At 42.4% G+C, this 12,420-nt stretch carries 11 protein-coding genes; 2 read left to right on the top strand and 9 right to left on the bottom strand.

Annotated features, from left to right (window positions below):
• Window positions 1-164: 164 nt before the first annotated feature.
• Window positions 165-1,238 (bottom strand): aspartate carbamoyltransferase catalytic subunit, encoded by a 1,074-nt coding sequence (locus H9653_RS07030; RefSeq protein WP_102076262.1) that lies wholly within the window; start codon window positions 1,236-1,238, stop codon window positions 165-167.
• A gap of 421 nt (window positions 1,239-1,659) precedes the next feature.
• Here H9653_RS07030 and H9653_RS07035 point away from each other — a divergent pair, with 421 nt between their 5' ends.
• Both H9653_RS07035 and H9653_RS07040 read left to right on the top strand, forming a co-directional pair.
• The gene (locus H9653_RS07035; protein WP_191691515.1) at window positions 1,660-2,643 is read left to right on the top strand and encodes a class 1 fructose-bisphosphatase; all 984 of its coding nucleotides are present in this window, start codon (window positions 1,660-1,662) and stop codon (window positions 2,641-2,643) included.
• 98 nt (window positions 2,644-2,741) lie between these two features.
• Window positions 2,742-3,536 carry a TrmH family RNA methyltransferase gene (locus H9653_RS07040; protein ID WP_191691517.1) on the top strand — a complete coding sequence of 265 codons (795 nt, stop codon included), beginning with the start codon at window positions 2,742-2,744 and terminating at the stop codon, window positions 3,534-3,536.
• Between the two features lie 81 nt (window positions 3,537-3,617).
• Here H9653_RS07040 and H9653_RS07045 read toward each other — a convergent pair whose 3' ends face one another.
• The 8 genes from H9653_RS07045 to H9653_RS07080 form a co-directional block, all read right to left on the bottom strand.
• Window positions 3,618-4,550, bottom strand: coding sequence for an electron transfer flavoprotein subunit alpha/FixB family protein (locus H9653_RS07045; protein ID WP_191691519.1), 933 nt, complete (start codon window positions 4,548-4,550; stop codon window positions 3,618-3,620).
• 148 nt (window positions 4,551-4,698) lie between these two features.
• A complete protein-coding gene (locus H9653_RS07050) occupies window positions 4,699-5,448 on the bottom strand; it encodes an electron transfer flavoprotein subunit beta/FixA family protein (RefSeq protein WP_144297715.1) in 750 nt (249 codons plus the stop codon).
• A gap of 506 nt (window positions 5,449-5,954) precedes the next feature.
• Window positions 5,955-6,527 (bottom strand): DUF421 domain-containing protein, encoded by a 573-nt coding sequence (locus H9653_RS07055; protein ID WP_191691521.1) that lies wholly within the window; start codon window positions 6,525-6,527, stop codon window positions 5,955-5,957.
• A gap of 293 nt (window positions 6,528-6,820) precedes the next feature.
• The gene (locus tag H9653_RS07060; RefSeq protein ID WP_068408416.1) at window positions 6,821-7,033 is read right to left on the bottom strand and encodes a cold-shock protein; all 213 of its coding nucleotides are present in this window, start codon (window positions 7,031-7,033) and stop codon (window positions 6,821-6,823) included.
• A 367-nt stretch (window positions 7,034-7,400) separates the two neighbouring features.
• Window positions 7,401-7,826: a hypothetical protein gene (locus H9653_RS07065; RefSeq protein ID WP_068408418.1), complete on the bottom strand. Its 426-nt coding sequence runs from the start codon at window positions 7,824-7,826 to the stop codon at window positions 7,401-7,403.
• Between the two features lie 297 nt (window positions 7,827-8,123).
• Window positions 8,124-9,140 (bottom strand): ketol-acid reductoisomerase, encoded by a 1,017-nt coding sequence (ilvC, locus tag H9653_RS07070; RefSeq protein WP_068408420.1) that lies wholly within the window; start codon window positions 9,138-9,140, stop codon window positions 8,124-8,126.
• A 134-nt stretch (window positions 9,141-9,274) separates the two neighbouring features.
• Window positions 9,275-9,772: an acetolactate synthase small subunit gene (gene ilvN, locus H9653_RS07075; protein WP_068408422.1), complete on the bottom strand. Its 498-nt coding sequence runs from the start codon at window positions 9,770-9,772 to the stop codon at window positions 9,275-9,277.
• Window positions 9,772-11,604 (bottom strand): acetolactate synthase 3 large subunit, encoded by a 1,833-nt coding sequence (locus H9653_RS07080; protein WP_191691523.1) that lies wholly within the window; start codon window positions 11,602-11,604, stop codon window positions 9,772-9,774. The genes ilvN and H9653_RS07080 overlap by 1 nt, the downstream gene beginning before the upstream one ends.
• Window positions 11,605-12,420: the final 816 nt, after the last annotated feature.

Raw genomic sequence — 12,420 nt, forward strand, 5'->3', positions numbered from 1 at the left:
GATGCGCAACTTGAGCGTTTTCATAGAGTGATTATGACCTCAATGAGTTTGGTTGACAAGTCTGTTTTAAGGCTGAGCGACAATAGCTGACGCCTAATGTCCACGCCCTAGAAGGGACGTGGTTTTACAGCGCTTTTTGATAATTAAAATAGGGCAGCAGAGGATTATTGACTCGCCGCTTGATGCGCGCGCTGACCTTCCATAGCTAGCGATAACACTGCCATGCGAATCGCAATGCCATTATTTACTTGCTTTAAAATAACAGACTGGTCACCATCGGCAACGCTTGAGGCAATCTCAACCCCGCGATTCATCGGCCCAGGATGCATCACCAACGCATCGGGTTTAGCCAGTGCTAGGCGTTCAGGCGTAATACCATAGTGTTTATAATACTCACTCGACGACGCCAGCAGCGGCGAGCCGATACGCTCATTTTGTATTCTTAATCCCATAATGACATCACAGTCGGTGACGCATTCGTTCATATCTTCATAAACTTGCACGCCAAAACGCTCAATACCTTTGGGTAATAAGGTACGCGGCGCACAAACACGAATATCTTTAACTCCCAAGGTTTGCAGCGCACTGATATCTGAGCGTGCGACCCGCGAATGCTTAATATCACCGACGATGGCCACAGACAATTCTTCAAACGGGCGCGGTGCTTCACGGTGAATGGTCAGCATATCGAGCATACCTTGCGTCGGATGAGCATGCCAGCCATCACCGCCGTTGATAATAGCAATATCTGGCGTTACTTCGGTTGCCATAAAATGCGCCGCGCCTGACGCTGAATGCCGTACCACAAAGATATCCGCCGTCATCGCTTGTAGATTCCATAAGGTGTCGCGCAAGCTCTCGCCTTTTTTGGTACTGGAGCGCTCAATATCGATATTGAGCACATTGGCACCAAGACGCTTTTCGGCGACTTCAAAGGTTGTACGCGTGCGCGTTGACGGCTCAAAAAACAAATTCATCACCGTATAGCCTTCAAGCTCAGGGCGGTTAATCAGTTGCCCATTATCATCAAAAAATGTCTCTGCTTTGGCAATAATTGCCTGCAGTTGCGCTTTACTTAAACCCTCTACCCCTAAGAAATGGCGAATACTGCCATCGTTATTGAGCTGCGGACGACTGAGCGAGGCGTTGAGCTTTTGATGAATAGTCTCAGGATCAAACTTGGCATAATCAGTCGGCGAAACGGTTGGTGTTGAGCGACTATCGATAGAATTTGACATAATGGCACATCTTTATTGTTAGGTGATATGAGGTGATGATCATTATTTAGGCGTTTTACGCTCGTTAAGCACACAGACAAGGACATTTTGGCGCTTATTTGCTACAATTTAGCGCAATGACAAACAACCTTAAAAGATAGCTTTTGGCGTCTTAGTGAGCAATGGCTCTAGACATATAGCAAACCTTATCAAAAGCCACTTATTAACACCATAAATAAATAATCATAGCGCTAGTGTAGCTGATTTTGTGGTCAGGACAAAGACGCCTTGCTGGGTATTTAAAAATTTGCCAAATTTAGGCAAATTAAAGGTGATCTAACCGTCTCTCAAACTTCTATTTAATTTTTATTCTCATTGGTCTTATTTTTAAAAGTACTTATTTTAATACTATCTATTTTAACCGTCTTTATCAGGAAACCTTATGACAACCTTAGCAAATTATCTAAACGCTGATGCCAGTAACCCGGCACTTAATGACGTAATTACCACTGTAACTAATGTTGGTAAAACCATCTCGCAGTTATTAAGAAAAGGGGCGTTAGCAGATATCTTAGGCGAAGCAGGTAATCAAAATGTCCAAGGTGAAGAGCAGAAAAAACTCGACGTCTTAGCTAACGATTTATTATTAGAGGCGTTGGCAAACAACGCGCATTGTGCAGGTGTTGCCTCAGAAGAGCTCGACGATGCTACCCCTGCCAACGCTGATGGTAGTTTATTGGTATTGTTCGATCCGCTTGATGGCTCATCAAATATCGATATTAATATGGCCGTCGGTACCATCTTCTCTATCCTACCGTACCAACGCCAAGGTCAAATCAGTGCAAATAGCGATTTTTTACAAGCGGGTAATCAACAGCTAGCCGCCGGTTATTTGCTATATGGCACCTCTACCTTACTGGCATTAACCATTGCTGATAATGTCGTGATGTTTAGCCTAGACCCTGATAGCAATGACTATGTGCTGATAGAAGAAAATGTTCAGATTGATGCGGATACTAGTGAATACGCTATCAACGCTTCAAACTATCGCTACTGGCAAGCGCCTATGCAGCAATATATCGATGAGCTCATTGCTGGCAAGACCGGTGTGCGCGGCCGTGACTTTAACACGCGTTGGGTGGCGGCGATGGTCGGCGATGTACATCGTATTTTATGTCGCGGCGGTTTATTCACCTATCCGTTTGACACTAAAGATGCTAATAAAGCAGGGAAATTACGCTTGATGTATGAGGCCAATCCAATGAGCTTATTGGTTGAGCGCGCGGGCGGCGCTGCTACCGACGCGGTGCAGCGTATCTTGGATATAGAACCAACGGATATTCACCAACGTGTCCCTGTGGTACTTGGTAGTAAAAATGAAGTCGATTATGTTAAAAATCTGCATTTAAAACATGCTGGTAAATAAATCATTTGCACCCAATTTGATAATAATCGGCATATAGCGGTATAAACAATCGACTTTACGCTGATGATTCAAACTCTTTATATTTTAAGCGATCCATTATGGTAGCAAATCCCACCGAGCTGATTACCTCAGATAAAAATACCAGTATCAAGTTGGTTAAAGGCTTATTGACACAAGCGCGCCAGCGTAAGAAACAAGGGCAAACCGTCATTGAAGGCGTGCACCTTATCGATGCCGCTCTGCGTAGCGATTACCCATTTGTGCAGATATTACTGTCTGAATCGGCGCACCAGCATTCTGAAGTTCAGCAGCTTTTGACGCGCCTGCCGACTTATACGCCTATTTTGACTTTAGCAGATAGCCTGTACGAAGGTATTCGTAGCTTAGGGACTGGCATCGATATCATGGCGCTGATTAACATTCCAGCGCCTAGCCTTAAACCCATCAATGATGACTGCTTGATTCTTAATGATGTCCAGGACAGCGGCAATGTCGGTACGCTACTGCGTACGGCGGCGGCGGTTGGCATTAAAAACATACTTTGTACCAGTGCAACAGCGCAAGCATGGTCACCAAAGACGCTCAGAGCAGGTATGGGCGCGCAGTTTGCCCTCAGCATTTACGAGGGGTTAAGTGTGCAAGATATTTTAGATTTCGTACAAACGCCGCTATTTGCCACCAGCTCACATACCGATACGGTCATTTATCAACATGACTTAAGAAAGCCAATCGCTTGGATTATGGGGCATGAAGGCCAAGGTGTTTGCGACGAGCTAATGCAGTGTGCCACCCCTATCGCCTTGCCGCAGCCTAACGGGCAAGAAAGCCTGAATGTCGCCATTGCAGGCTCATTATGCTTGTATGAGACATTGCGTCAGAGAAGTTATGCTTAGAATCATTTAGAGAAAACACGAAAAACCCGCTATAAAAATAGCGGGTCTTTTTTGCTTCATTACTTATGCAAGAGGTAACAATTAAATCTTGCTAGTCAGCTCAGGCAATGCCTCAAACAAATCGGCTTCTAAGAAGTAATCAGCAACGCTCGCGATTGGTGATTCTGGATCATTGTTGATAGCAACGATGACTTTAGAATCTTTCATACCTGCTAAATGCTGAATCGCGCCTGAGATACCCGCTGCGATATAAAGGTCTGGTGCAACGATTTTACCTGTTTGACCAACTTGCATATCGTTTGGTACATAGCCTGCATCAACAGCAGCCCGTGATGCGCCAACCGCAGCGCCAAGCTTATCCGCTAGCGGCTCGATATATTTAGTGAAGTTTTCACCATTCGCTAATGCACGACCACCAGAAACCACGATGCTTGCAGAAGTCAATTCAGGACGGTCAGATTTTGCCATCTCTTCATTGACGAAGCTTGATTTACCCAAATCTTGAACATTATCGAGTGTCTCAACAGACGCTGAACCGCCTTCGCTTGCCACAGGATCAAAAGCAGTGGTACGGACTGTTAAAACCACTTTATCTTCTGAGGTCTTAACTGTTGCCGTGGCGTTACCTGCATAGATAGGACGCTCAAAGGTGTTTGCGTCTACGACCGCAGAGATTTCTGACAACATGCTCACGTCAAGTAAAGCGGCGACACGTGGCATAAAGTTTTTGCCAGTAGTGGTAGCAGCAGCGATGATATGGCTATAATCACTAGCGATGTCAGCAATCAATAGGGCGATATTGCCTGCCAATTGATGTTCATAAGCGGCGTTATCGGCTAATAGTACTTTAGTCACGCCTTCAGCTTTAGCGGCTGCATCAGCTGCTGCCTGCGCGCCGCTACCAGCGACCAATACATGGACGTCATCGCCTATTTGCTTAGCAGCAGCGATCGTGTTCAAAGTTGCCTTTTTTAGACTGGCATTGTCATGTTCTGCATATACCAAAATTGCCATTGTTTTTATCCTTTATTTATTCGTATTATCTATTCATGCGGTTGTTTGTGTACAAAACGATTTATCAAATCAGCTTAAATATGAAACCTTTTAGATAACATCATTTTGCACAAGATATGCCGTAGCAAAATATTAAAAGACTCACGCCTTAGATAACTTTTGCTTCATTTTTTAGCTTATCGACCAACTCGTCAACTGAACCTACCTTGATACCCGCTTTACGCTCAGAAGGTGGCACGACTTTGATAATTTCTTGCTTAGAAGTCATATCGACACCGAAATCAGCAGGTGTTTTTTCATCAAGTGGCTTTTTCTTTGCTTTCATGATGTTAGGCAATTTTGCATAACGTGGCTCATTTAAGCGTAAGTCAGTGGTGATAACCGCTGGTAGCTCAAGTGCTAGGGTTTGCAGACCACCGTCGATTTCACGCGTGACGTTGACTTTGCTGCCTTCAACTTTTACTTCTGACGCAAAAGTACCCTGACCGATACCCATCAATGCTGCTAGCATCTGGCCAGTTTGGTTGTTGTCATCATCGATGGCTTGTTTGCCCAATAAGATAATATCCGTAGACTCAGATTCAGCGATATTCTTAAGGATTTTAGCAACTTGTAATGGATAAGGTTTTTCGTCAGATACGACCAAAATCCCACGGTCAGCACCCAAGGCTAAAGCTGCACGAATTTGCTCTTGTGATTCTTTTGGACCGATTGAGGCGACGATGACTTCATCAATCACGCCCGCTTCTTTTAGACGAACGGCTTCTTCAACAGCAATTTCATCAAAGGGGTTGATTGACATTTTAGTGTTAGATAAATCTACGCCCGAATTATCAGCTTTTACACGAACTTTTACGTTGTAATCAATGACACGCTTGACCGCTACTAATGCTTTCATACGTTCCTCGTTTATTAATGTTATGAATTAAAAATTACCAATTAAGAACCAAAGGTTCATTTTTTTCAAACTATGGTGCAAATTGTCGTTCAAAATACTACTAAAGGTTTTTACCACATTAGCATAGATTTAAACATAAATATGTATAAGCCGCTCACCCAAGATATCGCGGCATCATATTTATTATTCGCTAGTCGTGATTTATTATCGGTATTTACTCATCTAAGTATTTACCAATAACAAAAGTATACCAGTAAACGATTAAATCCTGCTAAAGCTAAGCCAACCGTTATTATCAGACCCGTCTATCTTGCGTGAGCTCAGGACTAAGGTCAAGACAACGCCGTGAATAATGCGTCATAAATTTGTCACCATTGTTGCAAAAACAGTCTGTAAGTGCCTAAATAGAAAGTTATTTGACGTAAAAACGCTCACGCTCTCGATATTTACGACATTAACAAGCTTCTAATGACTGATTATTTTTTATGACTTGCTCTACTGACTTTTTATTGTTTAAGTGGGTTATCAGATTTGTTAGAATCAGTCAACAAATGGCTGTCGCGAATGTCGTCAAACAGTGACCAGTCGGGCGCGGTATTATCCTGCTTAATGACACTCATATCGCCGGTCGTTTCCATAATAACGGCGAATACTTCGCTCTTTGATTTCAATCCATTCTTACGCAATACTTCTTGCACGTCACTTTTGGTCAGATTGGCCTCTTTTAAATTATCGCAAAAATACTCTCCGTGCGCCATTAATATGATTGCTTGATTATCAATCAGCGATTTTAGAGGCTTAAATTTACGCCTAATAAGAGATATAGACCCTTGAATAAGAAACAACACCGCAACAGCGACTAAGCCTTGTGACAAAGATGGACTGTCAGATAAGATGGTTGACGCCAGTATGCTACCAATAGCGACGGTCATGGCAAAATCATAGCTTGAAAGCTTGGAAAAACTGCGTAACCCCATCAACCGCGTAAACAAAATGAGTCCCAAGTATAATCCAAGCGCCGATAGTGAAATGCCAACTATTTGCTGCCATTCAATCGCAAACCATTTTTCCCACTGCATACACTCGCCTTTTTTATTTGGTATTAATGCCTAAAAACTTTTTTAAACTAATCCTCTATTAACATAACAGCGTTATTGTCAAAAATAAATAATCACGCTTTGTCCAAACTTACAGAATTTAAGTCATTTTCTTAAAAAAATATCATAAAAAAAGCAACCTGATGAATGGTTGCTTTTTTTTAACGTCTAAACAGTATTTTTATTGTTTTAACAAACAAAGGAATCAATACTTATCGATCATCTTTATGGTATCAAGTTGGCTAATAAATCAGTTTACTCAATAATCACTAAGATTAGATAGCTTCGATTTGCTCAGCTTGTGGGCCTTTCTTGCCATCACCTAAGATGAAAGACACTTTTTGGCCTTCGGCTAGAGTTTTGAAACCGTTACCTTGGATAGCGCTGTAGTGAGCGAATACGTCTTGTCCGCCATTGTCTTGAGCGATAAAACCAAAACCTTTAGCTTCATTAAACCACTTTACAGTGCCTTCAACTTTCTCTGACATAAATTTTCCTAACTCTTTAACTGTTGGCGAGACGTGTGTCATCACCGATTAATTGATATATACTCAAGTGTTTTTTGCTAAGCGCATCGGCTTAAACCCTTGATTTATCTAGAAGATAACCTCAAGCTCTTGCCTAAAATCCTATGAGTACAAGCTGATTATAGCAGCTTTTCTAAACTGCAACAGGTTAAATTATTTTTTTTTGTAAAAAACCGCGGCCTTCTGTCAGCTTTATCATTAAATAAATATTTATTATTTAAATAATTGATTTTAATGGTTATTTTATAGTATCTAAGCTAAAAAAATTAATTTACGATACTCTTAATAGCACAACAACCAAAAATACCATCTAAACGCTAAAACATTGTTATGCAGGTAGCGGTAACCAGGGCGATAATAAAACCAGTAGACACAAGGCAAAAAATATCAAAGAAAAGGATTGGCTATAGGCGATATATTTAGCTGGCACCACCAAATCCTTCGGTGAGTCTGGTATGCCTTTGCGCTTGAGCAGACGCGTACCATATATCCAGCCGTAGATGGTATAGATGCTATAAGCGACTGGCACGGCAATGGCCAACGGCGCCAAATCAATGACGTACAACGCCAGAGTAGAGACAAAGAACCAAGCGGTATCAAGTAAAGAGCTGATGCGAAAGAACTTAGATTGCGGCAGCTTACCTTGGTTGCGCTTGAGCATCTCGCCTTCTATCCAAATCAATACTGCTACCACAGCGCTCAGAGTAATGTAGATAAATTGCGGCGTCAGCCAGTTAGGACTTGGTATTTGCACAACAGACAACCTGTAATCAAGAAAGAATAAGAATAAAAAATCAAGCGCTCAGATCATTCTTTAGCGTTTGGTTTTAGTATTTTTTTAAATAAAATAAGCAAGTCTGCTTATATGAGGCAGTAATAAAGAGTTTTCAACCACTAACAAGTGATTACGGTGGCAACTTTCTCTAGATTATTGAATTGCTAGCCATTAAAAAACCCATGCTATCGAGTGATAACATGGGTTTTGATTTTTAGATAACTAAAATGATAGAGATTTGATTATTGCTTAATTGCTTAACCATTCACTAATAAATTAGTTTTTGTCTTTATCGATGATTTTATTGCCACCAATCCAAGGCATCATGCCGCGCAATTTCGCACCAGTCACTTCGATTTGGTGCTCAGCGTTGTTACGACGACGGGCAGTCATTGAAGGATAGTTGGTTGCGCCTTCACTGATGAACATTTTTGCGTATTCACCAGATTGGATGCGTTTTAGCGCATTACGCATCGCTTCACGTGACTGTTCGTTGATCACTTCTGGACCAGTCACGTATTCGCCGTACTCAGCGTTGTTGCTGATTGAATAGTTCATATCAGCGATACCGCCTTCATACATGAGGTCAACGATAAGCTTTAGCTCATGTAAGCACTCAAAGTAAGCCATTTCAGGAGCATAGCCGGCTTCAGTTAGGGTTTCAAAGCCCATTTTTACCAGCTCAACCGCGCCGCCACAAAGTACCGCTTGCTCACCAAATAGGTCGGTTTCGGTTTCATCTTTAAAGGTCGTTTCGATGATGCCTGAACGACCACCACCAACACCAGCAGCATAAGACAAGGCTAACTGCTTAGCTTGACCAGACGCATCTTGATAGATAGCGATTAAATCTGGGATACCGCCACCTTTGGTAAATTCTGAACGTACGGTATGACCTGGTGCCTTAGGCGCCACCATAATAACGTCAAGGTCGCTACGTGGCTCTACTTGGTTGTAATGGATCGCAAAACCATGAGCAAAAGCAAGGGTTGCACCTTCTTTGATGTTTGGCTCAATCACATCGCTATAAAGCTGTTTTTGGAACTCATCAGGGGTCAAAATCATCACGACGTCAGCCGCTTTTACCGCTTCTTCTACTTCAGCAACTTTAAGGCCCGCGTTTTCCGCTTTTTTCCATGAGCTAGAATTGGCACGTAGACCAACGGTGACATCGACGTCTGAGTCTTGTAAATTCAACGCGTGTGCATGGCCTTGTGAACCGTAACCAATAATGGCAACTTTTTTGCCTTGGATGATTGATAGGTCACAGTCTTTGTCATAATAAACGTTCATAAATAGAGTCCTTTTCCTAAAACATGGCTGGCCATGGATAATAAGCGCTTCTGCTCTAACCTAAACTCTAAAGTATTGGCTAAAATGAGCGCGCTGTTGATAATAAATTAAGATTTTTAATAACGATTATAAAATTACAAGCTTAGGGTTTTTTCGCCACGTGCAATACCAATCACACCCGAACGCACCACTTCCATAATGCGCTCGCGACCAATCACATCGATAAAGCCGTCAAGCTTGGCTTTATCACCAACGATTTGAATGGTGTATAGGTTAGAATTGACATCAACGATTTGAGCGCGGAAAATATCAGCACTGCGTTTAATCTCTTCACGTACACCGCCCGACGCTCGTACTTTAATAAGCATCAGCTCACGCTCGACGTGCACATTGTCTGTTAGATTGAGCACTTTAACCACTTCAATCAATTTATGCAATTGCTTGGTGATTTGCTCGATTCTTTCAGGCGAGGTAATGGTAGTGACCGTCAGACGTGAGATACTTGGATCATCAGTAGGGGCGACGTTTAGCGTCTCGATGTTATAGCCGCGTTGGGAGAACAAGCCGACTAACCGCGACAACGAACCCGCTTCGTTTTCCATCAATACCGAAATCAGATGTTGTTGTTGCATTAGGTACGCTCCCCTTTTGTTAACCACATATCACGCATCGCTTGCCCAGCGACTTGCATCGGATAAACATGCTCATTACGATCGACATAAACGTCGATAAATACCAATTTATCAGTCATAGCCATAGCTTCAGCCAATTGTGCTTCCATAGTCGCAGGATCGGTAATCTTAATACCGACATGACCATAGCTTTCAGCCAATTTGACAAAGTCTGGTAGTGAGTTCATATAAGACTGCGCATGACGGCCTTCATACAGCATGTCTTGCCATTGTTTAACCATACCCAACTGTGCATTGTTTAGGTTCAAAATCTTGACTGGCAAGTTATATTGTAGGCAAGTCGATAGCTCTTGAATATTCATCTGAATAGAGCCTTCACCGGTAATACACACCACGTCACGCTCAGGATTGGCAAGTTTTGCCGCCATCGCATAAGGCAAGCCTACACCCATGGTGCCCAAACCGCCGGAGTTCAACCATTGACCAGGCTCATTATAAGTATAATAAAGCGCGGCAAACATCTGATGCTGACCGACGTCACTGGTGATAATGGCGTTACTATTGGTTACTTTATCCAAAGCCTGCACCACCGCTTGTGGCTTAATACCATTATCGGTATTAGTGTCATAACGTAGGCCATGACGCGTACGCCATTCATTAATTTGTGACCACCAATCTAACAAGGCATGCTGCTCAAGCTCTTTATCATCACCGATGATTTCTAACATATCGGTCAAGACTGCTTTAACATCGCCGACGATTGGAATATGGGCATTAATGGTTTTTGAAATGGATGCCGGATCAATATCGATATGAATAATCGTGGCATTCGGACAGAATTTTTTGACATTATTGGTCACGCGGTCATCAAAACGTGCACCGATTGCCAAGATGACATCAGCGTGATGCATACTCATATTGGCTTCATAGGTGCCATGCATCCCAAGCATACCTAAGAACTGACTATCAGAACCTGGGAAAGTACCTAACCCCATTAAGGTATTGGTAACTGGCAAGTTTAAGCGATGCGCAAGTTCCCTCAGCTCTTTGCTCGCTTTACTCCAGATGACCCCGCCGCCTGCATAAATAACAGGACGCTGTGCTGACAATAAAGTTTCAACGGCCTTTTTAATTTGACCGCTATGACCTTTTAGTGAGGGCTGATACGAGCGGATAAACACGTCTTTTGGATAAGCGTAGGCAAATTTTTCACTTGGCGCTGTCATATCTTTTGGTACGTCAATGACTACTGGGCCTGGACGTCCAGACTGAGCGATATGAAAGGCTTTTTTGACAATCATAGGGATTTCGCTAGCATGGCGCACTTGGAAGCTATGCTTGACGATAGGACGTGATACACCGACCATATCGGTTTCTTGGAAGGCATCTTCACCGATTAGGCTACTAGGTACCTGACCTGAAATAACCACCATCGGCACAGAATCCATAAACGCGGTGGCGATTGCCGTCACGGTATTGGTCGCACCTGGACCTGAGGTCGCGAGCACCACACCTGTCTGACCGGTCACGCGTGAATAAGCATCTGCCATGTGGCCGGCTGCTTGTTCATGACGCACTAAAATATGCTCAATATTTTCTTGTTGAAACAAGGCATCATAGATATGTAGAACGGCGCCGCCTGGATAGCCAAAAATATATTTGACCCCTTCGTCGGTCAGTGCCTGCACCAACATCTCAGCGCCAGACAACATCACAGGCTGCTCGCTACCTTCTGCAAGGCGTTGTTGCTTTTCTTCAAAATTTTTGGCGGCATTACCCGTTTGGGTATGTCCAGTCATATTCGGACTTTGCGTGGTTTGCGTCACTGTCATCACCTTTTTTTGTGGTAAGAATGGTCGCTCATTTATAAAAGAAAACACCGTTTTTACAAGGTTATTGGTCTTATAAAGAAGACTTGGGATTCTTATCCATATCAAGAATGTGTGCCTACTATATTCAAGTAACACTGTTATATAGAACAGCATGGCCCTCAAACACAGCAATATATGTAGGGTCAGCTTTGTGGCAGGATTTTATCGACAGACAGTGACAAGATGCGAATGCACCTATAAAAGAGGCTTATTATTTTGAGAATACCAAGTTACGACAGTGATAAATAAATAGAGGCAGGATATAAAACGACTCTCAATAATATTGACACGCTATAGGATCGCTAAATCTTATAACTTATTTAATGAGTTGTTGTTAAAACTACACATTGCGCCCTATTTTTTATTACAGCCAAATCTTACGAACCACAGTAATAATAAGTTTATCTTAGTCATTGTAGACAGATAAGTCCGCAGACAATAAATATAGCTTTGAATACGCATTAGGATAATGGCATTTTATTCCATATCATTGTCACAAAGAAAATAAAACTGAGCAAGCTACTGATAAGCAACCCGTAGTCCTTATTTTCAAGTGCCACGGCAATTTTATAAAAGCCGCTCACTGACCAATCAACTGCTATTATATTCGATGGTTTGGGCACCTTTGTCAAGAAAAACTTCTAAACCCTATGCCTAACTATTAGTTATTAAATAATGTACATTTATAAGTATTATTTGCTAAAATCAAACGCTAGTGTATTTATATTGTTATCAAGACGATTAAATATTATCCTTATCTGATAAATACGTCCGTTT

The organism is Psychrobacter communis, assembly GCF_014836505.1.
Classification (GTDB): Bacteria; Pseudomonadota; Gammaproteobacteria; order Pseudomonadales; family Moraxellaceae; genus Psychrobacter; species Psychrobacter faecalis.

Bases quoted from the DNA above. Each gene is read 5' to 3' on its own strand.
- H9653_RS07030 (WP_102076262.1), bottom strand. From the start codon at position 1,238: ATGTCAAATTCTATCGATAGTCGCTCAACACCAACCGTTTCGCCGACT.
- H9653_RS07035 (WP_191691515.1), top strand. From the start codon at position 1,660: ATGACAACCTTAGCAAATTATCTAAACGCTGATGCCAGTAACCCGGCA.
- H9653_RS07040 (WP_191691517.1), top strand. From the start codon at position 2,742: ATGGTAGCAAATCCCACCGAGCTGATTACCTCAGATAAAAATACCAGT.
- H9653_RS07045 (WP_191691519.1), bottom strand. From the start codon at position 4,550: ATGGCAATTTTGGTATATGCAGAACATGACAATGCCAGTCTAAAAAAG.
- H9653_RS07050 (WP_144297715.1), bottom strand. From the start codon at position 5,448: ATGAAAGCATTAGTAGCGGTCAAGCGTGTCATTGATTACAACGTAAAA.
- H9653_RS07055 (WP_191691521.1), bottom strand. From the start codon at position 6,527: ATGCAGTGGGAAAAATGGTTTGCGATTGAATGGCAGCAAATAGTTGGC.
- H9653_RS07060 (WP_068408416.1), bottom strand. From the start codon at position 7,033: ATGTCAGAGAAAGTTGAAGGCACTGTAAAGTGGTTTAATGAAGCTAAA.
- ilvC (WP_068408420.1), bottom strand. From the start codon at position 9,140: ATGAACGTTTATTATGACAAAGACTGTGACCTATCAATCATCCAAGGC.
- ilvN (WP_068408422.1), bottom strand. From the start codon at position 9,772: ATGCAACAACAACATCTGATTTCGGTATTGATGGAAAACGAAGCGGGT.
- H9653_RS07080 (WP_191691523.1), bottom strand. From the start codon at position 11,604: ATGACAGTGACGCAAACCACGCAAAGTCCGAATATGACTGGACATACC.